This window comes from Salinicoccus sp. RF5, from assembly GCF_020786625.1.
In the GTDB taxonomy this organism is placed as follows: Bacteria; Bacillota; Bacilli; order Staphylococcales; family Salinicoccaceae; genus Salinicoccus.
This window is the reverse complement of record NZ_JAJGRC010000002.1, coordinates 240,468-266,405: the sequence shown is the minus strand read 5'-3', so window position 1 is coordinate 266,405 and position 25,938 is coordinate 240,468. Positions and strand designations below refer to the sequence as shown.

Annotated in this window: 22 protein-coding genes; 7 read left to right on the top strand and 15 right to left on the bottom strand. The window is 47.9% G+C overall.

Going from position 1 to position 25,938, the window contains the following annotated elements; genetic code table 11:
- Positions 1-27: 27 nt before the first annotated feature.
- The 4 genes from xylE to xylA all read right to left on the bottom strand — a co-directional run bounded on the left by xylE (position 28) and on the right by xylA (position 5,944).
- Positions 28-1,419: a D-xylose transporter XylE gene (xylE, locus tag LLU09_RS08235; RefSeq protein ID WP_228311325.1), complete on the bottom strand. Its 1,392-nt coding sequence runs from the start codon at positions 1,417-1,419 to the stop codon at positions 28-30.
- A gap of 75 nt (positions 1,420-1,494) precedes the next feature.
- On the bottom strand, positions 1,495-3,096 hold the full coding sequence (locus tag LLU09_RS08230) for a glycoside hydrolase family 43 protein (protein WP_228311324.1): 1,602 nt from the start codon (positions 3,094-3,096) through the stop codon (positions 1,495-1,497).
- 21 nt (positions 3,097-3,117) lie between these two features.
- The gene (gene xylB, locus LLU09_RS08225) at positions 3,118-4,605 is read right to left on the bottom strand and encodes a xylulokinase (protein ID WP_228311323.1); all 1,488 of its coding nucleotides are present in this window, start codon (positions 4,603-4,605) and stop codon (positions 3,118-3,120) included.
- A 19-nt stretch (positions 4,606-4,624) separates the two neighbouring features.
- Positions 4,625-5,944 (bottom strand): xylose isomerase, encoded by a 1,320-nt coding sequence (gene xylA / locus LLU09_RS08220; protein WP_228311322.1) that lies wholly within the window; start codon positions 5,942-5,944, stop codon positions 4,625-4,627.
- Between the two features lie 158 nt (positions 5,945-6,102).
- Between xylA and LLU09_RS08215 the strand changes: the two genes are divergently transcribed.
- Positions 6,103-6,678 carry a YesL family protein gene (locus LLU09_RS08215; RefSeq protein ID WP_228311321.1) on the top strand — a complete coding sequence of 192 codons (576 nt, stop codon included), beginning with the start codon at positions 6,103-6,105 and terminating at the stop codon, positions 6,676-6,678.
- Between the two features lie 22 nt (positions 6,679-6,700).
- Here LLU09_RS08215 and LLU09_RS08210 read toward each other — a convergent pair whose 3' ends face one another.
- From LLU09_RS08210 to LLU09_RS08200, 3 genes are all read right to left on the bottom strand, one after another.
- Positions 6,701-7,522, bottom strand: coding sequence for a carbohydrate ABC transporter permease (locus tag LLU09_RS08210; protein ID WP_094906423.1), 822 nt, complete (start codon positions 7,520-7,522; stop codon positions 6,701-6,703).
- Between the two features lie 14 nt (positions 7,523-7,536).
- Positions 7,537-8,415 (bottom strand): carbohydrate ABC transporter permease, encoded by an 879-nt coding sequence (locus LLU09_RS08205; RefSeq protein ID WP_094906270.1) that lies wholly within the window; start codon positions 8,413-8,415, stop codon positions 7,537-7,539.
- Between the two features lie 73 nt (positions 8,416-8,488).
- The gene (locus tag LLU09_RS08200) at positions 8,489-9,751 is read right to left on the bottom strand and encodes an ABC transporter substrate-binding protein (protein ID WP_124010937.1); all 1,263 of its coding nucleotides are present in this window, start codon (positions 9,749-9,751) and stop codon (positions 8,489-8,491) included.
- 241 nt (positions 9,752-9,992) lie between these two features.
- Between LLU09_RS08200 and LLU09_RS08195 the strand changes: the two genes are divergently transcribed.
- From LLU09_RS08195 to LLU09_RS08185, 3 genes are all read left to right on the top strand, one after another.
- On the top strand, positions 9,993-11,186 hold the full coding sequence (locus LLU09_RS08195; protein WP_228311320.1) for an ROK family protein: 1,194 nt from the start codon (positions 9,993-9,995) through the stop codon (positions 11,184-11,186).
- 14 nt (positions 11,187-11,200) lie between these two features.
- Positions 11,201-12,088: a PucR family transcriptional regulator gene (locus LLU09_RS08190; protein WP_228311319.1), complete on the top strand. Its 888-nt coding sequence runs from the start codon at positions 11,201-11,203 to the stop codon at positions 12,086-12,088.
- A 90-nt stretch (positions 12,089-12,178) separates the two neighbouring features.
- Positions 12,179-13,276 (top strand): ABC transporter ATP-binding protein, encoded by a 1,098-nt coding sequence (locus tag LLU09_RS08185; protein WP_228311318.1) that lies wholly within the window; start codon positions 12,179-12,181, stop codon positions 13,274-13,276.
- 32 nt (positions 13,277-13,308) lie between these two features.
- Here the strand turns inward: LLU09_RS08185 and LLU09_RS08180 are convergent, their stop codons facing one another.
- Complete coding sequence (locus LLU09_RS08180) at positions 13,309-14,316, bottom strand: aldose epimerase family protein (protein ID WP_228311317.1); 1,008 nt, start codon at positions 14,314-14,316, stop codon at positions 13,309-13,311.
- A 205-nt stretch (positions 14,317-14,521) separates the two neighbouring features.
- On the opposite strand from LLU09_RS08180, the gene glnA reads away from it, so the two are divergent.
- Entirely contained in the window at positions 14,522-15,856 is a 1,335-nt protein-coding gene (glnA, locus tag LLU09_RS08175; protein ID WP_228311316.1) for a type I glutamate--ammonia ligase, read from the top strand.
- Positions 15,857-15,925: 69 nt separating this feature from the next.
- Here glnA and LLU09_RS08170 read toward each other — a convergent pair whose 3' ends face one another.
- Positions 15,926-16,672: a sulfite exporter TauE/SafE family protein gene (locus tag LLU09_RS08170; protein WP_228311315.1), complete on the bottom strand. Its 747-nt coding sequence runs from the start codon at positions 16,670-16,672 to the stop codon at positions 15,926-15,928.
- Between the two features lie 137 nt (positions 16,673-16,809).
- A complete protein-coding gene (locus LLU09_RS08165) occupies positions 16,810-17,475 on the bottom strand; it encodes a haloacid dehalogenase type II (protein ID WP_228311314.1) in 666 nt (221 codons plus the stop codon).
- Positions 17,476-17,624: 149 nt separating this feature from the next.
- On the opposite strand from LLU09_RS08165, the gene LLU09_RS08160 reads away from it, so the two are divergent.
- Together LLU09_RS08160 and LLU09_RS08155 are read left to right on the top strand one after the other, a co-directional pair.
- The gene (locus LLU09_RS08160; RefSeq protein WP_228311313.1) at positions 17,625-18,830 is read left to right on the top strand and encodes a hypothetical protein; all 1,206 of its coding nucleotides are present in this window, start codon (positions 17,625-17,627) and stop codon (positions 18,828-18,830) included.
- Positions 18,831-19,073: 243 nt separating this feature from the next.
- Complete coding sequence (locus tag LLU09_RS08155; protein ID WP_370632493.1) at positions 19,074-19,931, top strand: glycerophosphodiester phosphodiesterase; 858 nt, start codon at positions 19,074-19,076, stop codon at positions 19,929-19,931.
- A gap of 231 nt (positions 19,932-20,162) precedes the next feature.
- Here LLU09_RS08155 and LLU09_RS08150 read toward each other — a convergent pair whose 3' ends face one another.
- From LLU09_RS08150 to LLU09_RS08130, 5 genes are all read right to left on the bottom strand, one after another.
- A complete protein-coding gene (locus LLU09_RS08150) occupies positions 20,163-21,317 on the bottom strand; it encodes an iron-containing alcohol dehydrogenase (protein ID WP_228311311.1) in 1,155 nt (384 codons plus the stop codon).
- A 14-nt stretch (positions 21,318-21,331) separates the two neighbouring features.
- Positions 21,332-22,828 carry a sodium:solute symporter family protein gene (locus LLU09_RS08145; RefSeq protein WP_228311310.1) on the bottom strand — a complete coding sequence of 499 codons (1,497 nt, stop codon included), beginning with the start codon at positions 22,826-22,828 and terminating at the stop codon, positions 21,332-21,334.
- Positions 22,829-22,942: 114 nt separating this feature from the next.
- Entirely contained in the window at positions 22,943-23,368 is a 426-nt protein-coding gene (locus tag LLU09_RS08140) for a hypothetical protein (protein ID WP_228311309.1), read from the bottom strand.
- Positions 23,361-24,794, bottom strand: coding sequence for an aldehyde dehydrogenase family protein (locus LLU09_RS08135; protein ID WP_228311308.1), 1,434 nt, complete (start codon positions 24,792-24,794; stop codon positions 23,361-23,363). Before LLU09_RS08135 ends, LLU09_RS08140 begins: the two co-directional genes overlap by 8 nt.
- Before the next feature lie 67 nt (positions 24,795-24,861).
- Positions 24,862-25,845: a LacI family DNA-binding transcriptional regulator gene (locus LLU09_RS08130; RefSeq protein ID WP_228311307.1), complete on the bottom strand. Its 984-nt coding sequence runs from the start codon at positions 25,843-25,845 to the stop codon at positions 24,862-24,864.
- Positions 25,846-25,938 lie beyond the last annotated feature (93 nt).

The window sequence follows — 25,938 nt, the reverse complement described above, 5'->3', positions numbered from 1 at the left end:
AGATTGTATTGTAAGAAATTTTTATGATCATCCCTTTACCCACAGCTCTTCAAGCTCTTCCAGCGTTTTCCCTTTCGTCTCAGGAACGAATTTCCATACGAAGAGTCCGGAAAGGAAACACATCAGAGCATAGAAGCCGTATGTCATGGCTCCGCTTATTTCCATCATGAAAGGATAGAAGGAAGTGATTGTGAAGTTCGCCAACCATTGTACGGCTACCGCAATGGCCATCGCACTGCTTCTGACCCTGTTCGGGAATATCTCGGAAAGGAGCACCCAGGCAATCGGGCCCCAGCTCATCATGAATGAAGCTGTGTAGATGACGATGAATATAAGGGTTGAAATGCCGATGATGCCGAAACCTGCAAGCGTACTTACACCCAGCATGCCCACTGCCATGCCCGTTGATCCTATGATGAGCAGCGGCTTACGGCCAAACTTATCTACATACATTATGGCAACAAGTGTGAAGATCACATTCACAAGTCCCATCACAACTGTCTGTACCATCGATGCGTTTGCACCTGCACCAAGATCTGCAAATATACGTGGTGCATAGTACAGTGCCACGTTAATTCCGATGAATTGCTGGAAGAAGGAGATCATGATGCCGATGATGATGACCTTCTTGCCGAAAGTGAATAGCGGCGTCTTCTGCTCACTCTGTCCATCTTTCGTTGATTTGATGTTCGCCAGAATCTTTTTGGCATGGGATGGTGAGCGGTAGATTCTGTTCAGCACCGTCAAAGCCTTGTCTTCTTCATCGTTCAATGTCAGATGGCGCGGCGTCTCCGGTACCATGAATAGTAGGACGAAGAAGACCAATGCCGGCACCGCTTCTGATGCGAACATGTATCTCCAGCCCATATCGTCGATCCATAAGTCCGACTGTCCGAATGTAATGGCATAGTTGACGAAGTAGACGACGAGCATCCCGAATATGATGGCGAACTGGTTCCATGAAACCAGACGACCCCTGATGCCCGAAGGTGCCATCTCACTTATGAACATCGGAGAAACGGCTGAGGCAAGTCCGACCCCGATCCCCCCTATAATACGATAGATGTTGAACATGATGAGCAGGGCGAGACCCGACTCCCCGACTTCAAAGAAAATAAGTTCAGGATATGCGGAAAGAAATGCAGAAACCATCAGCAGCAGCGCTGCCAACTGCAGCGATCTCTTACGCCCAAAAGCTGCAGCAATCCGCCCGGACAACAAGCCGCCGATTACACAACCGATGAGGGCACTGGAGACCGTCACGCCATGGATGAACGAATTGTAATCCGCAGTTATGTATTTCTGAAGCGATTGTTCAGCCCCGGAAATGACTGCGGTGTCATAACCGAACAATAACCCACCCAGTGTTGCAATCAGAGTGATTGCAACGATGAAACCTCTGTTATAGTGTTGCGCCATAATATGAAAACCCCTTTATCTTGAGCTTATACTTAAAAACTGGAGAGGCATGACCATCTCCAGTTTCTTTCATGCTTAATCTTCTTTGTACCTGAAATATTTGAAGTCGGCATGCTTTCCTCTGCCGCTTGTATCTTGGCACTGCATCCCTACAAAGGCGCCTGTAAAGAATCCTCCGCCTTCAACATAATCGTCAGACAGTTTACGGCTTTCAAAAGTCACCCCTATGTCCATCCACGATTCTCCATCAAATGAATAAGAATAGCTATAGTGATGTCCATCAACTTTTACTTTCAAGTAAATATACTCTACGCTTCTGGGAACTTCGTGCGCATCTTCCAGATGGGCTGAGAAGCCGAAGTTGTCGCAGGAGGTCAATTCCAGCACCCTTCCCTTTTCTTCATTGAAAGAGACCTGAAGGGCCGTCCAGTTTTCTGTATTATAATAGTTGACCAGACCAGCTGCCTGCTGAAAAGTTTCAGGAGTATACTTGAGTGCCGTTTCAGCCTCAAAATTCAGGCTCTGCCATCTTCTTGCAACAAATGATTGGGTGAAGAGGGAGGTCAGTGATTCCCGGCCATACAGCCTGAGGTGATCGGGGCTTTCCTTAAGAGAACCGATTGTGTCGTTAAACGGTATTCTGAGAGTCTGGAAATTGATGTTCAGTCCATCCCCTTCAAAAGTTTCCAATTCCTTATACGTAGGAGACACAGGATACGAAGGCAAGTCGGGTGCATCAACTAGCAGGCTGCCTGCCTTGCTGCCGATTACATACGGCCATCCATCGCGCCACTCCAGACGTTGAAGGGCTGTCTCCCTACCGAGCGGACAGTATCCCCGATCATGATAGATGGATTCCGACTCCATCCTCAACGGACGACCCGTAAGATGTGCAATGTACCACTCGCCATTCTGCGTCTCGACAATGGAGGCATGTCCCGCCTTCTGCAGTGGGTTGGAGGGCTCATGCCAGGATGTGAGCAATGGGTTATCAGGGTGAAGCTCATAAGGTCCCCGCAAGTTTTTTGCACGTGCCAGAGTTGCAGCATGTTCATACCTTGTCCCGCCTTCGGCAGTAAGAAGATAGTAGTAGCCATCTATTTTATAAATATGCGGCGCTTCAGTCAGTTTTATTTCCGTCCCCTCGAAAATAATCTCCGGCTTTCCTACGAGTTCCTTGTCTTCCGGGGAATATTCCTGGAGGACAATCCCCCGGAAGGGATGATGGCCGACCCGGTGGTCCCAGACCATATTCAACAGATACTTTTTCCCATCTTCATCATGGAACAACGAAGGGTCAAACCCTGAACTGTTCAGGAAGACGGGTTCACTCCATTCTCCATCTACAGCATCTGCAGTCACCAGATAGTTGTGGCAATCCTTCCATTGTCCATCGACCACCTTCACATCTGTATAGATGAGCCAAAATTGACCATCACTGTAGGAGAGGCATGGGGCCCACACGCCCCCTGAGTTTGGATTGCCCTTCATATCAAGCTGAGACACCCGGTTTAGCGGATGGGAGACCAGCTGCCAGTTCACCAAGTCTTTCGAGTGATGGATCTGAACTCCGGGAAACCATTCGAATGTAGAGACGGCTATATAGTAGTCGTCCCCTACCCTCAATATACTCGGGTCTGGATTGAACCCTTTAAGTATCGGATTTTCTATTTTCATGATCATGCACTCCCGTCGATATTATTTGTAAGCCATCAGGTCATGATTCAACTTCTGTGTTGCAGGATAGACCTGTTTATATAACTGGTATACATTCTCGTACTGCTCCACCTCTGCTTTTGACGGCTTGAAGCTTTCCGCCTCCTCCGTGAAAGTCTCTGCACACGTCTTCAATGAATCGAACCATTCGGAACCGACTGCGGCAATCATTGCCGCCCCCATCGCTGGACCTTGCTCGGTCTTCAATTTCACTATCTCTGCATTGAAGACATCCGCCTGGATCTGCAGCCATTCTGCATTTTTAGCCCCACCACCTATGGAGATGATGCGGTCGATCGGCTTTCCATGATTCCTGATGATTTCAAGGGATTCCTTCAATGAGAAGGTGATGCCTTCTATCACAGCACGAGTGAAATGATTACGTGTGTGCGATGTATCTATGCCGTTGAACCCGCCGCGGATACTGCTGTCGATGTGAGGCGTCCGCTCCCCGGATATATATGGTGTGAACAGCAGACCATTAGCACCAGCCGGGACTCCCTTAATGCCTGAAAGCAACTCTTCAAAGTCCATATCCGGGGCGAAGGTGTTCTTGAACCAGGAAAGGCTGTCTCCGGCAGCGAGCGTTACTCCCATCGTATAGAAGGCTTCCGGCGCCGCATGGTTGAAATAATGGATGGCACCGCCGAAGTCTTTATCTCCGGTCGATTCATAGGAGAGTACGACACCCGAGGTTCCGATGCTGCAGAGTGCATCACCTTCGGCTAAAATACCTGCCCCGATGGCACCGCAAGCATTATCTGCTCCACCTGCGAATACTTTCACTTTTTCTGATAACCCTGTTGCTTCCACTGTTTCTGAATTCAGAGTGCCCGTCTGGGCTGTCGATTCTACGAGGGGTGGGCAGAGGGAGAAGTCGAGGCTTAGCACCTCGCAGAGTTCCCGACTCCACTCCCTGTGTTGCACATCCAACAGCAGTGTACCGGCAGCATCCGAATATTCCATGTTCATCTCACCTGTGAGCCTATATCTCAAGTAGTCTTTCGGCAATAGGAAACGATATGCTTTCTCCAGCACCTCAGGTTCATGCTTCTTCACCCATAACAGCTTTGGAAGCGTAAAGCCTTCCAGAGCTGCATTTTTTGTGATCTCAACCAATCTGTCGCTTCCGACAGTCTGAATAATTTCTCCACATTCCTTCGTCGTCCGTGTATCATTCCACAGAATCGCATTCCTTAATGCCATTCCAGACTCTCCTACAAGCACCAGCCCATGCATCTGACCTGAGAAACTCAATGCTTCGATCTCTTCAGTGCCTGTGCCGCCTATTTCCTTGAGCGCCAGCAGCGTCTTCTCAACCCACTCTTCAGGGTCCTGTTCACTGTATCCTGATTTTTCATGAAATATATTGAGCGGTTGCACGGCCTCTTTTACGACCTTCCCCGCTTCATCAACCATGATCACCTTGATTGAGCTTGTGCCAAGGTCAACACCCAGTACATGAGCCATCTTGAATACCTTCTTTCTTCTATTTATACATCGTCAGCATATATTGATTGATTTTAGCTTTGATCTTCTCGAGGCTGCCGGATTCGAGGTTGATTTCACCAAGCCCAAGCGCGTGTGCTTCGAGTTTCTTGAAATCTGTAGTGCCCTCCACAATCTCTTTGCCGATGCCCTGGTTGAAGGAGTCGTAGCGTTCGCTGATGAGGTCTTCGATTACACCATCATCAAGCAGTCTTTGGGCGAGTTTAAGCCCCACTGCGAAGCTGTCCATTCCTGCGATATGAGCATGGAAGAGATCGTCTGCCTTGAATGATCCCCTTCTCACTTTGGCATCGAAGTTAAGTCCGCCTTTTCCGAGGCCTCCATTTTTGAGGATTTCGTACATTGCCAGAGTCGTCGAGTAGATGTCTGTCGGGAATTCGTCGGTATCCCACCCGAGCAGCGGGTGTCCCTGGTTGGCGTCGACGGAACCAAGCATATCGTGGATTCTTGCATAATGCAGTTCATGCTCGAATGTATGGCCGGCCAATGTTGCATGGTTTGCTTCTATATTGAATTTGAAGTCCTTCTCAAGACCATAGTTCTGGAGGAACGCATATCCGCTTGCCACATCAAAGTCATACTGATGGGAAGTCGGCTCCTTCGGCTTCGGCTCGATCAGGAACTGAGCGTCGAAGCCGATTTCTCTTGCATAGTCCTTCGCCATATGGAAGAATCTGCCGAGGTTGTCCATTTCAAGCTTCATGTCAGTATTCAGCAGCGTCTCGTATCCTTCACGGCCGCCCCAGAAAACGTAACTTTCTCCCCCAAGTTCCTTGCCGATTTCCAGTCCTTTCTTCACCTTCGCAGCTGCATAAGCAAATACATCCGCACTGTTGGAAGAAGCAGCACCATGTACAAATCTCGGGTGGGAGAAGTTGTTGGCAGTATTCCAGAGCAGCTTTACATCGCTTGTCTTCTGGTAATCTTTGATCATTGCAACGATCTCATCAAGATTTTTATAGGTTTCTTTCAGGGAATCTCCCTCAGGTGCGATGTCTACATCGTGGAAGCAGAAGTAAGGAACACCAAGCTTGTCGTAGAATTCGAAAGCCGCTTCGACCCGTGCCTTAGCCAGATCCATTCCACTAAATTTGTCCCAAGGCCTCTGCGCTGTACCTGCACCGAATGGGTCCGAAAGATCCTCAGTGAACGTATGCCAATAGGCGACGCCGAACTTCAGGATATCCTCCATACGTTGGCCATTGATTTTTTCATCCGGATTGTAGAACTTGAACGCCATGTCCTTGTTTGAATTCGGTCCCTCGTAATTGATCTTTTCTATGTTGTTGAAGTATGCCATTGTATTTCCTCCTAGTTTTAAATATACTTATTAATAGTTAGTTCGTCTGAAAGACAAACTAAGTAATTGTGATGTACTTAACATGAATATACTAAACTAATCCAAACGGGGTGGTCTTAATGTATAACTCATTCATATACAGAATTCTTGAGTGGATTATGCGCCTTGCGTATGTGCAGCTCCTCTGGGTAGTATTCACTCTGATTGGTCTGGTGGCATTCGGTCTCTTCCCTGCTACATTTTCCGTATTCCATGTGGTTCGGAGATGGTTGAGGGGAGACACCGACGTGTCCATTTCAAAAACTTTCATCGGCCATTACAAGGCGCACTTTTTCAAAAGCAACCTGCTCGGCCTGTGCGTTATCTTCGGAGTGGCCCTGATTGCAGTGAACCTAATCTTCATCGATGTTACTGCACCCGGCGATTTGATGCTGATACACATCCTGCTTTTTGCTGTCATATTACTCTACGCCCTGTTCCTGTTCTATCTGTTCCCCGCTTTCGTCCATTTTGAAGGCAGCATCCTGAAAGTCGTTAGAAACGCATTCCTCTTCATGCTGATCAGTCCCGTGCATACAGCACTGATGGCTGTATCACTTGCAGCACTTGGCGCAATCTTCTACTTCCTCCCGCCGCTTGCCTTCATCTTTGGCATGACTGCCTATTCATTAACGACCACCTGGTTCGCCCTCATGGCTTTCAATAAGCTCAATTCAAAGGCACCGAACAGCTAAGACACCGCATAGGTGTCTTTTTTCATCCTTTGACCGCACTGGAAGCGAGTCCCTCCACCACTTTATTGCTGAAAAAGATGAAGGCGATGAGGATAGGCAAGATACTGATGATGAGGGTGGCCCCGATAGCCCCCCAGTCCGTCATATACTGGCCTATGAAGTTCTGTATCCCGACTGTCAACGTCTTGTACTTATCGGAGCTGATGAAGGTGTTGACGAATACGAACTCATTCCAGTTGTAGATCATGTTGATGATGATCGTCGTGGACATGATCGGCATCGTCATGGGTAGTATGATCCTGAAAAACACCCCATGGATATTACAGCCGTCAATGACTGCCGCTTCCTCTATCTCTCTTGGGAGTGTGTAGTAGAAGCCGAGCAGGATCATGATGGTGATTGGCAGATTATAGGCCGTATAGGTGATGATGATCGACAATGGATTGTCGATCAGATTGACTTGAAGGAACATGCTGAACAGCGGAATGATGGCCGAATGGACGGGGATCATCAGGCCGACCATGATCAGCCCTAGCACCAGGCCGCTGAGTTTCCATTTCATCCTGGTCAATGCAAATGTAGCCATGCTGGCTATCACTACAGTGAGTATTACAGCAGTAGCTGTAATCCATATGCTGTTCCAGAAGTAGAGGCCAATGCCGCCCTCCCATACCTTCAGGTAGTTCTCCCATTTGAATTCACTTGGCAGGGCAAAGGGAGACCCGGAAAAGATCTCCCTGTTGTCCTTGAGGGAAAAGAGGAACAGCCAAAACAGCGGAAAAAGTTGTATCACTGCCACGATTCCAAGGAAGGAATAGAGCAGTATGTAACCTAAACGATTCAACATACACATCCCCTTTAATATTGAAGTTTCTCATCACTTGAAGTGGCTTTACGGATGAGCAAGGTTGCTATCAATGTAATTATGAGCATCAGGAATCCAATCGCACTTCCGTACCCGAAGTCATTTACCGAGAAGGCGAGCTTATACATATATGAGGCCATGACCTCACTTGCACCGTTCGGTCCCCCATTGGTCATTACATAAATCAAATCAAAGTATTTCAATGACCCGACAACCGCCAGCACTACCGTAACAAGGATGACTTCCCGGATCAGAGGTAATTTTATCTTGAGTGCAATCTGCAGCGGCGATGCCCCATCTATACGGGCCGCCTCAATCACCGTCTCGGGAATATTCTTCAGTGCAGCATAGTATATGAGTATGTAGAACCCTGCATACTGCCACACTATCGGCAGAAATATGGCATAGAGTACGATATTCGGGTCAGCCAGCCATGAAGGTGGATTTTCAACCCCCACCTGCATCAGGATCCAATTTAGGATACCATTGGAAGGATTGTAGACTTTGATCCACAACTGCGCAATCGCAACAGACGACAGCAACATTGGGATAAGATAGATTTTTCTCAGGAGACCGGCCCCTTTTATTTTGGAAGCCAACACAAGGGATACAGCCAGATAGAGTATGAGGCTCAGTGTAGAAAATAGAGCCAGAAGTGTCGAATGCCATACACTTGTCCAGAACATGCCGTCTTGCAAGCCCCTGATATAGTTTTCCAATCCGATGAATTTCATTTCCCCTATACCGTCCCACTCCATCAATCCATAATAGCCTGACAGGATAAGTGGAATGAAGATCAGCACCCCCACCAGCAGAAGCGCCGGTGACATGTAGAGGAGTATCATCCATTTATTAGACATTACCTTATTCATCACATTCACCTACATTTGAGGGAGGGGGCAACGGTAAGATCGCCACCCTCCCAGAATCATGATGCGTGTACAACTATTCGCCCTCGAGCACTTCCGTATGTGCTTCAGTGAATTCTTCAGGTGTCACTTCTCCGCCGAACAATGCCTGTATCTGATTCAGGTGCACATCTGCTGCGTCTGCACTCATCTGTACATCTGCATAAAGAGTGATGTTAGAAGCCGAATTCAAATCGTTCAGCACATCTACATACATCTGAGGCAGGTCCAGCGATTCGGGATCGATTTTGGTTGCCGGAATTATACCTACATCGGTCACTGCACGCTCGCCCCATTCTTCTACGAAGAATTTGGTAAATGCCTTCGCCTCTTCCTTTACATCCGAGTTTTCAGCAACGAACATGCCAACGCCCGGACCGCCGACATAGCTGTCCATATCTCCCTCACCGTCAACGGTTGGGAATTTGAAATAGCCGACCGAGTCGCGGAACTCCTGTGGAACGTCTTCATTCGTCGTGTAGTTCGGCAGATCCCATGTAGCAATCAGATACATTGCCGCCTGCTCATTCATGAATGAACTCTTGGCTTCCTGGTCGGACAGACCATTCGCCCCTTGCATGAAGGTATCATTATCCACGAGGTTCTGTACTTCTTCTGCAGCCTGTATAAGTTCAGGCTTGTTGAAATCGCCGGATTCAATGGCTTCCGTCAGCAGTTGGGAGCCCCCGAGCCTGTCAGCCAGATACATATACCACATCGAGCCTGTCCAACTGTCTCCATTTCCAAGAGCGACAGGCGGTACACCATTTTCGTTCAGTGTATCCACCACCGAATTGAACTCCTCCAGTGTCTCAGGCGGCTCCAGGCCGTATTCATCGAATATGGCTTTGTTGTAGTAGACGTTCGCCGTATTCAGTTCCAATGGCAGGCCATACGTCTGACCGTCGATTTCATAGCCTTCAGTCGTCCCTTCTACAAACTGTTCGCGCAATCCATCATCCAGCATGTCGTCCAGTGGCGCGAACTTTTCTCCGCTGACATAAGGCTCCAGATATCCCGCTGCCCATGTCATGCCGACATCCGGCAATTCATCAGAGGAGGAGAGCACCTTCACCTTATCCTTATACTGCTCGTTGCTCAAGACTTCAACATCCACCGAGACTCCTTCATTCTCTGCTTCAAAATCTGAGATGATCTCCTCGACCACCCTATGATGCTGGGCCGAATTGCCTTCCGGCCATAGATGCATGAATTCGACCGTTTTTTCCCCTTCGTTCCCTTCACCCGCTGAAGCGGACTCGTCCTCTCCACCGGAACAAGCTCCAAGCATCAGAACCATGGCCGTAGCCCCTGTAGCCGTAAGCGCTTTCAAGTAACCCAATAAAAAAACCCCCTGTTTGATTTTTCAATCATTTTTTATTTCTTGTTGATAGAATAGCACCCCTAACTTCATTTGTCTAGTGGATGAACAAAGTTTTACCAAAATCCATTTCGTCATTTCTTTTAGGAATGATGTACTGTATATTTAACATTATCATGAGGGCTGTCCCGATAAGGATCAATTGGAAGGAGTCGACTCAATGAAGAAAACAAAGACTTGGAACCAACATGTGGTCAAACAGGAGAATAAGGACCTCGTACTGCATACGATCATGCGCTACGCCCCGATCTCCAGAGCAGAAACGGCAATTAAAACCAGCTTGAACAAAGGGACGGTCTCCTCCCTCGTCAATGATCTGATTGAAGAGAATATGGTCTACGAGTCCGGACCTGGGAAATCCAGTGGCGGCAGACGTCCGGTCATGCTGAACTTCAACCGGATGGCCGGCTGTTCCATAGGAATCGACCTTGGCGTCAACTATATCCTTGGTGTGCTTACCGACCTCACCGGTGAGATTCTGATGGAAAAGTATATCAAATACGAATATGAATCCTACGAGATAACCATCCAACATACGTTGGAAGTAATCGATTACCTCATTGCCAGACAGCCCGACACCCCCTACAGCATTGTGGGGATTGGGGTCGGCATTCCGGGAGCAGTCGACTTGAAGGGCCAGGTTATGCTCGCACCCAATCTCAACTGGGAAAACATAGAGATAAAAGACAAGCTGCAAGATCGGTATGGGGTCCCGGTAATTATCGAAAATGAGGCGAATGCAGGATGTTATGGTGAAAAGAAATACGGTGTTGGCAGCAAAAGCAATCATATCCTCTACATCAGTATCGGTATCGGTATCGGCATCGGCATGATGCTTAATGGAGAACTCTATCGCGGCAACAACGGTTTTTCTGGCGAGATGGGACACATGACCATCGATCTGAATGGCAATCCCTGTCCATGTGGCAACCAGGGGTGCTGGGAGCTCTATGCTTCTGAAAAGGGATTGCATGCAGCCATGTCTGCATACGATATCTCCCCTCAATCGAATGATCAGAGGGACCTCGAATATCTGATTGACCTCGCCCAGCAGAATGATGAGCGCGCCCTCTCACTCTTCAATACGGTCGGCGGCTATATCGGCCTTGGTGTCAAGAATATCGTCAATACATTCAATCCTGAACAGGTCATCATCGGAAACCGCATGAGCTCTGCACAGGAATGGATTGAACCTGCAATAAGAGAAAAACTGGATGGGACACTATGGTTCCAAAAGGAAGGGCTGCACCTTGATTTCTCCGGCCTCTCCACCCATTCTTCGGCAATGGGCATGGCCGCCTTTTCCACCGAAAACTTCCTGAGGAGCTACCAATATAGCCAAACCGCACTTTAGGAAAGGAGGATTCCATGTTTTCAAGACTTAAGACTGCTTTCCCTTCCCTCATCCCCTTCACATGGGAAGAATCGGAACGGGAAAGGTACATATGGTTTGTGATGGAGGATGATGAAATAATCGGCATCGACAAGTCCGAGCTCTCCGAACGTGATTTTTCAGTGCTTTCCGCCTTCCTCACCCCGTACCGGGAGAAATTCCCAATGCCCACAGATGAAGAGAAGAAGTGGACCGATGCCATCCAGGGAAGGCAGACTCTTGACTGGAAGTCCAGTTACCGCTTCATCCACTTCCACATCCTCACCAGGCATGTTGAGCCCAAAGCCGTCGATCAGGCACTCAGGGAGGCAGTCGACCGGAAGGTGAAAATCATCTGGAAGAATGCCCATGAAGGCATCATCATAGAAGAAATCGAGCAGTCGAAGGAAACCATCAAATTCGGAGAAATCATCGATTTGATCATGAGCGACCTCTACCTGAACATAAAGCTCTATGTGGCGCCTGCCAACTATGATGCCATGAGCCCAAAGACTTATCATGATCGTACTTCTGAGCAGGCCCGCCTCCTATTCAACACCCTGGGACAATCCGTCATATCCTTCACGGACGGCATGACGGACCTCATACTCGATAGAACTTCCCAGGAAGACAAACAGAACATCATTTCAGTGCTCGGTGATTATGCAGACGACCCTGCCTGGCTCGAGGCAATGACAGTCCTCTTCAAAAGTAGCCTGAACATATCGGTAGCTTCGAAAAAGCTGTTCATGCACAGGAATACACTGCTGTACAAGATGGACAAGTTCAGTGAAAATACTGGGCTTGACCTACGTAATTTCGATGATGCGGTAAAGGTCCAGCTTGCCATTAGATGCCTCAATATGGAGAAGTGCACAAAATAAGCGTCAATCATTGTGCACTCCTTCCATATACATCCCACCCCCCTGCCCTCTAGAATAAAAGGCAACCACACGACAAAGGGGATATGAAATATGGCAGAACTCATGTTGAACGACATCAAAAAGGTCTATGATAACGGGGCAGTCGCGGTTGAAGATTTCAACCTACATATCAAAGACAAGGAATTCATTGTTTTCGTTGGTCCATCAGGGTGCGGTAAGTCGACCACACTTCGAATGATTGCCGGTTTGGAAGAAATCAGTGGGGGTGAACTACGCATCGATGATGCGGTCGTCAATGATGTGGAACCAAAAAACCGGGATATTGCGATGGTCTTCCAGAACTATGCCCTTTATCCACACATGACCGTATATGATAATATGGCATTCGGTCTGAAACTGAGGAAGCAGAACAAGAAGGATATAGACCAGCGAGTCAGGAACGCCGCCAAAATATTGGGGCTTGAAGAATATCTCGACCGCAAACCCAAAGCACTCTCAGGCGGGCAGCGCCAAAGGGTCGCACTGGGCCGTGCAATCGTCCGGGATGCAAAAGTCTTCCTCATGGATGAGCCGCTCTCGAACCTCGATGCCAAGCTCCGGGTCCAGATGCGTGCCGAGATACAGAACCTCCATCATAAACTTCAGACGACAACCATATATGTCACACATGATCAGACCGAGGCAATGACCATGGCCACAAGACTCGTTGTCATGAAGGATGGCTACATCCAGCAGGTCGGCACACCGAAAGAAGTCTATGACCATCCCGACAATATATTCGTTGCTGGATTCATCGGTTCGCCTGCAATGAACTTCTTCCGCGGAAAATTGATGGATGAGCATTTCGTGACCAATTCACGCAAACTCAAAATTCCAGAGGGTAAGCTGAAAGTATTGAGGGAACAAGGCTATACGGATCAGGAAGTGATTCTTGGCATACGACCGGAAGACATCCACGATGAACCGCTCTTCATACAATCAGCACCCGGTGCTGCGCTGACTGCAGATGTTGAAGTCGCAGAACTTATGGGCGCAGAGATTTTCCTGCATTCCAATTATGACGGCCAGAAGTTCATTGCCCGTATCGATTCACGGACGGATGTCAAACCCGATTCACAGATAGAGCTTGCTTTCGATATGAACAAGGCAATCTTCTTTGATGCCCAGACTGAAAAAACCATCAGATAACCAAAAGAGGGACTGCTTTGCAGCCCCTCTTTCTATTTCTCCACACTGAATCTGAATATCGTTTCTTTCCTGTCCATCTCCTGAGCTTCCATCTCAAACCCGAGATCCATATGCTGGGCAGCGGGCGTCACCTGCGCCTCCATGCAGAACCCCATATATTTTTGCGGTTTTCTTTCTGCGAGCGGCAGACCATCATCCAGATTATTGCCCGTGTAGAACACAAGTCCAGGGAAATCCGTGTCCATTGTTACCTTTCTCCCACTCTTCGGCTCGTACACTTCGATGTGGTCTTCACCCTCCAACAGGAAGTAATGGTCATAACCGCCATTCGCCACTTTGATCTGTGCATCATCGCTTTCGAACACTTCCTGCAGCGCTTTGCCCTTCTGAAGATTGAATATGCCTTCACATACTGCGATGGATTCCGGGATCAATGTGTCATCCATCTTGAGATATCGGGAGGCACCGCTCCTCACAAAATGGTTGCCGATGGCGGTCTCAGTATCGCTGTTCAGATTGAAATAGACATGGTTGGTCGGTGCCACGGCTGTCGGCCCCATGCTCCTCACTTCATACTCGAGCTTCAGGGCATTGTCCTGACCGAGGGAATAGAGGATGCTCACTTCGGGGGTCCCGGGGTAGTCCTCGACCGAGGTCGTGAACTTCACTTTTTCGATGCCATCTTCGTCGATGACAGCATCTTCCCACATCTTCGTATGCACGCCTGCGTCACCACTATGCAGCAGATGCGGACCATCGTTGCTGTCGAAGCGGTGTACCTCTCCATCCAATTCAATCTGCGCATCCTTCACCCTGCCCGCCACAGGGGCGATGGTGGCACCGAGGAAGTGCAGATTACCCCTGTACTCCTCAAATGATTCATTCCGTAGCACGATATTGCTGAACTCACCATTCCTATCGGGTACATGGATACCGATGATGCTTGCCCCGATGTTCAGTAGTTCGACCTTCATGCCTGTACCGTTCTCCAGCACGTATTCCACAATCCCATCTTCATGATTCTTTCTATTGATTTTCATATTATACCTATCGCCTTTCCAGTATCATTTTCCAATAATAACAATATACCCCGAGGCAATCCTAAAAACCAAAATTCCTGCAACTATTCATATAATTTCAACCAGTTATCATTTTTACGTTTATCCATGTAATGTTAAGGTTAAAGAGTATGGAATAGTGTCAAAAATCAAAAGGCACAAAATAACTTAGGAGCGTGTTTACTTTATGACCGAGTACTCGAGGGAAGATATTTTAAGGATTGCTGAAAATGAAAACGTAAGATTCATCAGATTGCAGTTCACTGATATTCTGGGTGCAATCAAGAATGTGGAGATCCCAGTCAGCCAGCTGGACAAGGCGCTGGACGGCGAAATGATGTTCGATGGGTCCTCCATCGAAGGTTTCGTAAGACTGGAAGAATCCGATATGTACCTGAAGCCCGACTTCAACACTTGGGTGATCTTCCCATGGGAGCACAACGGCAGAAGAATCGCCAGACTGATCTGTGATGTCTATGACATCGACGGCAATCCTTTCGAAGGTGACCCGAGATCGAACTTGAAGAGAGTCGTCAAAGAGATGGAAGAAATGGGCTATGAAGGTATGAACCTCGGTGCCGAGCCGGAATTCTTCCTCTTCAAGTTGGATAAGGAAGGCAACCCGACTACCGAACCAAGTGACGAGGGCGGCTACTTCGACCTCGCAGCAATGGATGATGGCGAGGAATGCCGTCGTGAAATTTCCCGTACACTTGAGGAAATGGGGTTCGAAGTGGAGATGTTCCACCACGAAAACGCCCCGGGACAGCAGGAGATCAGCTTCAAATATGCAGACGCCGTCACATCTTCCGACAACCTGCAGACATTCAAGCTTGTCGCGAAGACGGTCGCAAGACGCTACAACCTCCATGCCACGTTCATGCCGAAGCCAATTTATGGACAACCGGGAAGTGGCATGCACTACAATGTCTCCCTCTTCCGCGACGGAAAGAACGTCTTCTATGATGAGAATGATGAATTCGGTCTGAGCAAGGAAATGCGCCACTTCATGGCGGGACTGCTGCACCACGCCAGAGGGTACACTGCCGTCTGCAACCCGCTCGTCAACTCCTACAAGCGACTGCAGTCCGGTTTTGAAGCACCGAAGTACATCGCGTGGAGCGGCCGCAACCGTTCTCCACTCCTCAGGATTCCGTCCACTCGTGGTGCGGCGACGCGTGCTGAAGTCCGTTCCCTCGACCCATCCGCAAACCCGTATCTTGCGACTGCCGCAATCCTGAAGGCAGGGCTCGAAGGCATCCGCAATGAAACCGAACTCGATACGCCGGTCGACGAAAACATCTATGAAATGACGAAGAAGGAAAGGGATGTCGAAAACATCGAAGATCTCCCGACGACACTCTACACCGCGCTCAAGGCATTGAGGGAAGATACAGTCATCCAGGAAGCGCTCGGAAAGCATATCTATAAGCAATTCTACGACAACAAACAGCTGGAATGGCAGATGTACAGCGCCCAGATCACCGAGTGGGAACTTGATGAATATCTGACACAGCACTAGAACATGTTAATACAAACAAAAACCTGCCGGTTGGAATGATTCCAACCGGCAGGTTTCTTGATTTTTATTCTATCTGACGAGCAGGATGATCGCGAAGAAGATGATGGCGATGATCAATATCTTCTCCAGCAGTTTGTCGGGCAGGGTGCTCGCATACCTGCCGCCGATGGACCCACCGATTGCGGAACCGATGGATAGCGCAATGGCGAACTTCCAGCTGATCAGGTCATTGAAGATGAAGACGAAGGTCGAGACCGAGATGTAGATGGTGACGACGAGCGTCTTGAGCCCGTGCATCTCCCCCATCGGTATATTCGGAATGAGCATGAGCAGGGTCAGGCTGATGAAGAAGCCGACCCCTGCCTGAAGTGCGCCGCCGTATAGGCCGATCAGTATGAAGGCGATCCCGAGCAGCGGGATCGCGACCTTCGGGTTGAACTTGCTTTTTATGTAGCGCTGGGGCTTGATGATGAGCAGCACTGCGAAGATGACCATGAACACCGCCAATAATGTATCGAATGTGTCATCTGCGATGTTGACCGCAAACCGTGCCCCATATATCGAGGCGATGGTGGTCGGGATAGCCAGCAACAGGCCAAACTTCCAGTTCAGGTGCCCATTCTTCTGAAACTGGTACAGTGCAAATCCATTCTGGAACAGTATGGCGATACGGTTCGTCCCGTTCGCCACATTCGATGGCAGTCCGAAGAATATGAGCATCGGCAGTGTAAGCATGGAACCGCCCGCTGAGACGATATTGATGAAGCCGACGACGATGCCAACGACAAATATGGCGATAAGCGATAATATTTCCATATGACAGCTTCTTTCCTATTATTTTTGTCCATCAAACAGTTTCATTATTTAAGCATCATCATATCAGTTTTACGTGTAAAATACACCGGAATGTCCGAAATTCATTAAAAAGGGCAGCCATGGCTGCCCTTCCACAACTACATCCACTCGAGTATGCCATTCAAATCCGTATACGCCCTATCAGGCTGGATATCCAGTGTTTCAGGCTGTGCACCTCCCCGGTTGATCCAGGCTGTATGGAAACCGAAACTTGCCGCCCCCATGATATCCCAGGAATTCGAGGACATGAAGAGCACCTCATCCCTTTCAATTCCCAGTCTGTCCAGTGCATGGGCGTAGGCGGCCGCAGCCGGCTTATACTGCTTGATTTCATCTGCACTGATGACCATGTCGATGTCACCAGCAATGTCGGGGCCATTGACGAGCGGGCCAATCATATTTTCCGAACCATTCGAGAATACGACGCGTTGCTTGTCGGAGAGCTTCCCGAGTACATCCCTTACCTCTTCGAACAACTCAAGCGCCAGGTAGGCCTCCATCAGCATATCTTCGTTTTCCTTTGTAAGTTTTGCGCCTTCCGCCTTGCAGGCATATCGCAGCGCATCACGAGTCACTTCATCAAAAGGCCTGTAACGCCCCATCATCTGCCTCTGGAAAAAGTACTCCAACTGCTTCTTGCGCCACTCCGCGCTGATTGCCTCTCCCTTCTCCGGAAATAGCGAATCGCATGCCTCCTTGACTGAATGGACATCATACAGTGTCCCATATGCATCGAATACCAGCGCCTTGATCATCCTTTTCATCCCCTTCCATATGTTGGTTTAAAGCTACCCTGTGACTCCAAGGGCAAACTTGAGGTTGCATAAAAACATGCATATTGCAGGCATATCTTCCTCTAAATACGGTTATAAGAAAGGAAAGCATGAAATCAGACAGCAATGGAGGTGGCTGCATGGAAAAAAAGAGTATCGCTTTAATCACAGCGCCCGGCATCGCAGAGCGGCTCGGTGCCGAACTCGTCGAAGAGATACCCGGGATGCTCGACTACTACATCACGGATGATTACGAGTGGGATGTCCACTACTATGATGACATACTTACCGGCGGCACGAATGATTCCAAGGAAGTGATTGAAGCCGTCTGCGACAAGAAGGATGACGAGGGATGGGACTATGCCATCGCCCTGACCGACCTGCCGCTCTTCAAAGACGAACGTCCTGTCGTCGCCGAGGCCCTGAAGGACAGATCGGCAGCACTCCTCAGCCTGCCCGGTTTCGGCTTCACCACAATGAAGAAACGCGTTCAGGAGTCAATACTCCAGCTGATGAACGAGATGTACTATGGCACATCCGATGAAGGACGGCAAGCCTCTGCGGCCCATATGGAATCCCAAGACAAGCAGAAGTTCGATGCCCTCAGGAACAAGGATTCACGCAAGCTCATCGGTTCGCGGATTTTCGAACGCATCTCACCCCTGATCCGTGAAACGCCCCAGGAAGAAGAAGAAGGTGTCGATGTCCGATATACCGTCAAGTCAAAGCCGGGCGGCTACCTGCGCATCATTTCCGGCATGGTGTTCGCGAATGAACCATGGAAGATGTTCCCTGCCTTCGGCAAAATCATCGTCATTGCATTCACCACTGGCTCCTATGCCCTTGTATTCTCGACCCTATGGCAACTCAGTATGAATTTCAGCGTGCCGAGGGCACTGCTGCTGACCGTATTTTCCATACTTGCTCTTACCATGTGGATCATCATGGCCCATCAACTCTGGGAGAAAAAGGGTGAGGAGAACAGGACCTTCCTTAGGAAGATCTACAATGTAACGACTTTCTTCACCCTGCTCATGACCGTCATCATGTATTACATCATACTATTCGGCATGTTTTCCATCTGGACGATACTGCTCATGCCAATGGCACAGATTGAAGACTATACTTCAGCCTCGCCAGGTATGGGAATCTACTTCTATACGTCTTGGATCGGCGCCAGCATCTCCACAATCATCGGTGCACTCGGCTCCGCGTTCGAAGACGAAGAAGTCGTACTCGACAGCACATATGGATACCGTCAACGCCAGCGTCATGAGAAACTGAAGGAAGAACGTGAGCAGGAGAAAGAAGAGGAGAAAGAAGAAGCCAAGGAGTACGAAGAATAAAATAACGGCGCACTCAATCAGCATCCTTCAAATTATGGGAGGGTGCTTTTCTTATGCGCGTCAAAAATGACAGGGAAATACGAAGCATTTACAGCATATTAACACGAATTTCATCGCGTCTGAACATTGTCTCTTTAGACTGTTGATGTAGCTCACCTTACAAGAAGAGCTATGAAACCATTGGAAGATGGACTAATTACTATGAAGGAGAGAAGACGCATGAAAAATTTCGCAGGCACCTTGGTGAAAACTTTATTGATGGCACTCCTTTTGGTCGGCCTATTGGGAATATCGAATGGCCAAGATGCAGTTTCCGCAGCCGGAAAAAACAATATTTCCCAAAATGCTGCACAACATACGATGAACATTGCACATCGGGGCGCCTCCGGCTATGCACCTGAAAATACAATGGCCGCATTTGACAAAGCCTTGGAGATGAAAACCGATTACATCGAAATAGATGTTCAATTGAGCGAAGATGAGGAAGTCGTTCTGATGCATGACGCAATGATCGACAGGACGACGGATGGTTCAGGCAGTGTGGACGACTACACCCTTGAGGAGTTGAAGCAGCTCGATGCAGGCAGCTGGTTTGGACCTCAATTTGCGGGAGAACAGATCCCTACATTTGAAGAAGTACTCGACGCCTACCGAGGAAAGATCGGTATCCTGATTGAAATCAAGAATGCATCCCAGCATCCAGGTATAGAAGAAAAAGTTGCTGCTGCACTGGAAGAGAGGAATATGGACAAACCGAATAACGGCAAGATCATTGTACAATCATTCGACCACGGATCAATCGCACACTTCAATGCCCTCCTGCCGAATGTCGACACCGGTGTTCTCGTGGGCTACAACGCTGAAGGCATATCTGATGCACAACTCGCCCAGTTCTCCACATACGCTGATTATGTAAATCCCAACCACCAGATGGTAGACACGGATCTTGTCAGCCGTATCCATGACTACAGCATGCGTATTGCTCCATATACATTAAATGATCAATCAAGGATCAATGAACTGATGGAGTACGGAGTTGATGGAGTCATTTCAGATTACCCGGACCTCGTAGGACACAATAGTGCACCACACTACAATTAGGGAACAGCTTCCCATTTCGATTCTAACCATCAATACAAAAGCAATAAGTATCATGATTTTTGTAGTACACCCAAAAAATTAACGGTGCTCTTTTTTAGAGCGTCGTTAATTACTATATTTCAATTTCCTATCCTTCCAAATTTCAAAGGCCCGAAGGACGGAATGAATATGCGAAGCAAAGAAGAAAGAGGGGAAATCATATGATTTCCCCTCTTTCTTCACATAAACATCTTATCCTTCAAACGCATCAGTATAAATCTTTCTTATGACCTCTTCTTTCAGTTCCAGTGGGCTCCTGACAAGTAGTCTTGTCTGTTTTAGAGCATTTTTCGTCAGAAGTTCAATATCATTTTCCTTGATATCATAGTACTTGAGGTTTCTCGGGAGACCCACGTCCTCTACAAGATTGAAAAGCTTCTGTACTATTTCGGAAGAGATCGTCATCGAATCCTTACCCGCTGTATCGATTTTAAATATTGGTGCCAGCTTAGACAACTTATTACTGCATGACTTCTGGATAATGTTGTAGACGTACGGAAGGAGCACTGCATTTGATTCCCCATGAGGAATTTTAAAGTTTCCACCCAAAGGATATGCAAGGGCATGGACGCCAGCGACACCTGCATTGTAGAAGCTTAATCCTGCCATGATGCTGGCAGCGGATAATTCATTTTTGGCTTCAAAATTTTTGGCATCCCACACACCTTCTCTGACATTGTTGTAGATTTTTTCTATAGCTCCCGTGGCTAAGGTGTCCGTTATCGGGGTCGCGTTCACGGAGGTGAATGCTTCTATCGCATGGGTGAAGGCATCCACACTGCTTGCCGCCGCGACTTTGGGCGGCAGGGAATACGTATATACCGGGTCAATTATGGCATAGGTTGCGAGCATGAGCGGGTCTGTTACAGCATCTTTACTGTCTCCAGTAGAAAATACAGCGATATCAGTTATTTCAGCACTTGTCCCGGAAGTGGTCGGCATTAATATATTCGGTATCTTCTCCTTGCCGAGTTTTTTGTCCCCGGTCAAATTCAGGTAGTTCTCAACCCCTCCATCCTGTACTGCAATCAGTGATGCAGCTTTCACCAAGTCTAGAGTGCTGCCGCCCCCCAGTCCTATAATGAGGTCAGGGTCATATTTCCTGACTTCCTCAATGATTTCGTTCCCTTTTTCAACTGAAGGCTCGGCCATCACATTCGTGGATAGTTCATACTTGATACCATGATCATCCAGTATGGATTTTATTTTTCCGGTAGAGCCCAGCTCTTCCAGTATCGGGTCACAGAGGATATAGACTTTCTTGGCATCCATCTCTTTAACGATGTCATTTATTTTATCAGTGGAGTCCACCCCGTGATGTATCTGTGCGGGTGATATCAATTTCATATTCATCTCTCCTTTTATTTTGAATCCTCGAATTGTACAAGGTTGTTATCTCCAGGCTTCGAAGTGGCCAGGGTCATAATCACCATGACAGCCATCGATATCAATACACCCATGCCTGCTGCTGCAAACGGGTTGGAAACATCAAGTCCGAATGGCAGGTAAATGAACCAATATGCGATCGTCCCTGCCGCCAATGATGTGATTGCCGATGTCCTGTTGGCCCTCTTCCACAGTGAGCCGACAACAAGCGGGCCGGCTGTGGCAGAAACTATGCCGCCGATACCAATCCACATGAATATGGATAGGAACTCTGGTGGGTTCCAGGCGACTATACCGGCAAGTATGAGGAACAGGAATGTGGAATATCTGCTTATGGCAAGTTCATATTTCTCAGCTTTTTCTTCACTCATATTTGTCCTAGGTACGATTGACAGCCTGAATATATCATTGGCAAGTATCTGCGTCAGTGATACTACCAGACCGTCAGAAGTGGACATTACTGCAGAAAGGACAGCGACTGCCAGGAATGCCGCAAGGAATGGCGGGAAGATTTCAGTGAATAGTGTTGGTATTACTGCATCCGCTCTTATTTCTGTGCTTGGGTCCAGCACTCCAATTGCAAGCATGCCGCCCAGACCCATCAAAGGAAGGATGGTCGCGAAAACGGTCGTGAACATGAGCAGCATTTTCAGGTCTTTATTTGAACGCACGGCCATGAACTTGTTCCCCAAGTGCGGCTGTACAGCAAATGGCAGGTGGGCAATCAGCAGAAGCAGTACAAGCCAGATGCTGCCATACGTTTCATCCCCCGGAATGAACAGTTGCCCAAAGTGACCTTCCGGCCTTCTCTCCGTAATTCTGTCGATCAGTTCACCGAAACCGCCGTCAACGCCTACACCGAGCGCAAAACAGATGACGACTATCAGTGCAATCATAACCATGAGCGCACCCTGTACGGCATCAGTCATGATATCTGAGTGGGAACCACCCAGGAACACATAGATTCCTATGACTACGATTGTAATGATGATTCCTACACCATAATCCAGTCCCATCATGATCTGGAACATTGTTGCTGCTGCAACAAGTTGTGAAATGACATAGAAAATCAGCAGGATGGAGATGACTGCCAATACCAGCCTTAATATGTTGCTGTTGTAACGATTTCCGATGAATTCAGGAATGGTACGTGTTCCAAGCTTATCCCCGTATTCTTTGATTGCCTTCGCAAAGAAGAGCATACCGAATACTGTAGCTACCGGGTAAAGCAGAGGATACCAGAGTGACGGTGCCCCCAATGCATATGAAAGTCCGGGCATGCCCATGAAAGTGGAGCCGCTGGCAATACCTGCACTGATTACAAGTGCAATCGTAATCGGACCATAACTGGATCTTGCTGTCGCGAAGTCATCACTCGTATGTGTCTTTTTCATCCCAAGGTAACCGAAAAACAGCATGGCGCCTATGAAGATTGTCATGAATATCCATGACCACATGATTACACTATCCATTATTTAACCCCCTTTTTTCCGTTCAAGAATGATGTCTTGAACAGAATCAGATACATCGCTACCCATGTTGTGAAATTGACTGCAAAAATTATATACAAAAATGTCATTGCAATTTCATCCCCTTATTATCATTTTGTATATTTCATCGTTCTTCTTAAGCTTCCTGCGCATACCGCTCACTTCTTCATGAAGGACATAGCCCCCATTCTCCTCTGTAATACGGTAGGGAAGGTAGATGTAATACTGGTCCACCTTCTCTATTTCCGGATAACTCCAACTTTTCTTCTTGTACATGTAATGATGCCTGAGCAGGTCATAGCCGTTCTTCTCAATGTCATAGATCATTTCCACCGGCATCGTATAGGAATACTTCTTCTCTCTATATGCCTCATAGTCATCAGTTAAAAAGGAAGTCTCCTTTTGGATGAGATCAGTCGCCAGCATATGCCTGAGCTTCTTCTTCCCCAGTAGAGGCAGCGGCTTGTATGTTACGTGCCACTGGGAAACCAGAATCGGCAGGTTGAATTTGATTTCATTCATAGTTCAGGCTGATCATTTTCAATTTCGCCATCTCCCTGATGGCATATTTGATGCCTTCAGTGCCATATCCCGAGTTTTTCCTGCCGTTGTATGGCATGTGGTCAAAGCGCAATGTAGGAACGTCGTTTATCAGGACCTGGCCATAATCAAGCGCATTGCCAAGCTTCAGGGCACGCTTCAAGTCATTCGTGAAGACGCCGACATTCAGACCGAATTCAGAGGCATTCAGTTTCTCGGACATGTCCATGGAGGACGCCGCCTTTTCCACTACGAGAACCGGACCGAATATTTCATTTGTGCATATCTTCATATCATCGGATGTATTCGCCACAATGGCAGGCGTCACACTGCCGTTGATCTTCTCGCCGCCAGTGATGATTTCAGCTCCATCCCGTACCGCTTCCTCGAGCCACGCAACTATCCTTTCCTGACTCTGTTCATCGATGAGATCCGAGAAGTCCGTCGCTTCATCGAGCACATCACCATACTTCAGGGCTTCAGTCTGTGTCTTCAAATGAGAGATGAACGCATCATATATTTCTTCATCGACATAGGCCTTCTGGGTACTTATGCACACCTGTCCATTATATGAAAATGCACCATTCACAACCTTCTGGGCCACCCCTTCCAAATCATTGATGTCTTTCGTGATGTAGACGGGTGATGTACTCCCAAGTTCCAGAGTGAGTTCCCTCAGCCCGACCTTGGATTTGATGATTTTTCCTACTCTCGCGCTGCCTGTAAACGAAAGTTTCTTGATCTCATCAAATTCAAGCAGGTGATCGGTGACCCGCTCTCCATCTCCGGTGACTATTTGAAGCACATCTTCCGGCAGGCCGCTTTCTTCAAAGATATGCCTCATGAGGAAGGAGGAGAATGGCGTCTTTTCAGAGGGTTTTATGATCACCGAATTGCCTACCGCAATCGCCGGGCCAATTTTATGAAGGGCCAGGTTCAAAGGGAAATTGAATGGCGTCATCGCATACACAATCCCAAGCGGTTCGTACTTCGTAAACGCTTCCCTGTTGGAGCCATTCGGTGCAACATCAAGATTGATGGGTTCACCTTCAAGCTTTGAGGCTTCTATTCCTGAAAGCTTCAGTGTCTGTACACACCTGCCGACTTCCTGTCTTGCCGCTTTAATCGGCTTTTTGGCTTCCAGACTTATGATTTCTGCCATCGTCTCGGAATGGTTTTCCAACAGCCCGGCGGCCTTCAACAGAATCTCCGTGCGGACATAGCTGCTGGTATGTCTGAACTGTTCAAAAGCGCTCTGCGAACGCTGGACAACTTCAGTCAGACTTTCCCTGTCAAAATCGTAGATCTGGAATGTGTTCAAATCACCGGAATATTCGTATGGATATGTATCCAATTTGAATTCGTTATCTTTGGCAATCTCCCTATCCAGAAGTTCCATATAATTCATAACTCGACCTCCAAAATTATTATTAAACACCACCCTTTAAATGAATACGTATTCATTTAAAGGGGAACTACACCGTTCCTCTTTCATACAATTGGCATGAGTAGGTTTCCTGTATCAGGCTGTTGCTTTGGCCCTCAATCTGGTCCATCAGATGCCTTATGGCGATGTCTCCCAGATTCCTACCCTGCTCCAGACCGATCGATGTGATGTCAAACGCACTATGCTGGATCAGTTCAGTATTATCTATCCCTATCAGAGCAATATCCCCAGGAATGGAAAAACCCTTTCTCTGGAGAACATCCATGATTTTCATGGCAATCATGTCCGTCGCAGCAAATATTGCGGTAGGCCGTTCCTTTTTGGACAGCACTTCATTCAGTTCCTGCTCTATTGCCTCCGGGTTCTGCTGGGTGATGGAAACATTCGAGGCTGACACATCCATATCGTGCTGTTTCATCGAATGGCAGAAGCCATCATACCTCCCGCGAAATGTCGATTTCTCCAATTCCCCTCCAAACCAATGGATATTGGTATGCCCCTTTTCCAACAGATAATCGGCAGCCATCTTTCCTGCCTGATAATTGTCCAGTTCAACAAAATTACCACCCTTTTCGTGCTTGCGGTTGAACATTATGTAAGGGACACCCAGATTGATGAGGTCATCAAAATGAGGACTGCTGAAATACATGGAGGAAAGTATGATCCCTTCCGTCCTTTGGGAGAACACAGTGTTGTAGAGGTCATCCTTCGGAAAATCCTCTTCGAAATAGACATTCACATTGAAGCCTTTCAAATAGGCGTAATTGATGATCTTCTTCGTCGTTTCGACAAAGAATGGATTGTTCAGAGTCCCTGAGATCAGTGAAATCTGATTGGTCTTATTGCTGATCAGGGATCTGGCTACAGAATCAGGCCTGTAGTTCAGCTCCCTCATCACCCTTTCCACAGCTTCCCGTTTTTCTTTTCTGACTGATGCGGGGTTGTTGATCACCCTGGAAACCGTGGACTGGGAGACCCCCGCTTTTTTCGCAATATCCTTGGAAGATACCATTTCACACCTCGCAAACGCTTACATTTTTCATTAAACATTTATCTGACAATTTTGTCAACACAATGTGATACAATTCTTAACATCAAGTTTCAG

Coding starts and splice junctions, on each gene's coding strand:
- LLU09_RS08195 (WP_228311320.1), top strand. CDS start 9,993: ATGAAGAAAACAAAGACTTGGAACCAACATGTGGTCAAACAGGAGAAT.
- LLU09_RS08150 (WP_228311311.1), bottom strand. CDS start 21,317: ATGAAATTGATATCACCCGCACAGATACATCACGGGGTGGACTCCACT.
- LLU09_RS08230 (WP_228311324.1), bottom strand. CDS start 3,096: ATGAAAATAGAAAATCCGATACTTAAAGGGTTCAATCCAGACCCGAGT.
- LLU09_RS08145 (WP_228311310.1), bottom strand. CDS start 22,828: ATGGATAGTGTAATCATGTGGTCATGGATATTCATGACAATCTTCATA.
- LLU09_RS08205 (WP_094906270.1), bottom strand. CDS start 8,415: ATGAATAAGGTAATGTCTAATAAATGGATGATACTCCTCTACATGTCA.
- LLU09_RS08160 (WP_228311313.1), top strand. CDS start 17,625: ATGGAAAAAAAGAGTATCGCTTTAATCACAGCGCCCGGCATCGCAGAG.
- LLU09_RS08170 (WP_228311315.1), bottom strand. CDS start 16,672: ATGGAAATATTATCGCTTATCGCCATATTTGTCGTTGGCATCGTCGTC.
- LLU09_RS08180 (WP_228311317.1), bottom strand. CDS start 14,316: ATGAAAATCAATAGAAAGAATCATGAAGATGGGATTGTGGAATACGTG.
- LLU09_RS08130 (WP_228311307.1), bottom strand. CDS start 25,845: ATGGTATCTTCCAAGGATATTGCGAAAAAAGCGGGGGTCTCCCAGTCC.
- LLU09_RS08190 (WP_228311319.1), top strand. CDS start 11,201: ATGTTTTCAAGACTTAAGACTGCTTTCCCTTCCCTCATCCCCTTCACA.
- LLU09_RS08140 (WP_228311309.1), bottom strand. CDS start 23,368: ATGAATGAAATCAAATTCAACCTGCCGATTCTGGTTTCCCAGTGGCAC.
- LLU09_RS08135 (WP_228311308.1), bottom strand. CDS start 24,794: ATGAATTATATGGAACTTCTGGATAGGGAGATTGCCAAAGATAACGAA.
- LLU09_RS08185 (WP_228311318.1), top strand. CDS start 12,179: ATGGCAGAACTCATGTTGAACGACATCAAAAAGGTCTATGATAACGGG.
- glnA (WP_228311316.1), top strand. CDS start 14,522: ATGACCGAGTACTCGAGGGAAGATATTTTAAGGATTGCTGAAAATGAA.
- xylB (WP_228311323.1), bottom strand. CDS start 4,605: ATGGCTCATGTACTGGGTGTTGACCTTGGCACAAGCTCAATCAAGGTG.
- LLU09_RS08200 (WP_124010937.1), bottom strand. CDS start 9,751: ATGGTTCTGATGCTTGGAGCTTGTTCCGGTGGAGAGGACGAGTCCGCT.
- LLU09_RS08165 (WP_228311314.1), bottom strand. CDS start 17,475: ATGAAAAGGATGATCAAGGCGCTGGTATTCGATGCATATGGGACACTG.
- xylE (WP_228311325.1), bottom strand. CDS start 1,419: ATGGCGCAACACTATAACAGAGGTTTCATCGTTGCAATCACTCTGATT.
- xylA (WP_228311322.1), bottom strand. CDS start 5,944: ATGGCATACTTCAACAACATAGAAAAGATCAATTACGAGGGACCGAAT.
- LLU09_RS08215 (WP_228311321.1), top strand. CDS start 6,103: ATGCGCCTTGCGTATGTGCAGCTCCTCTGGGTAGTATTCACTCTGATT.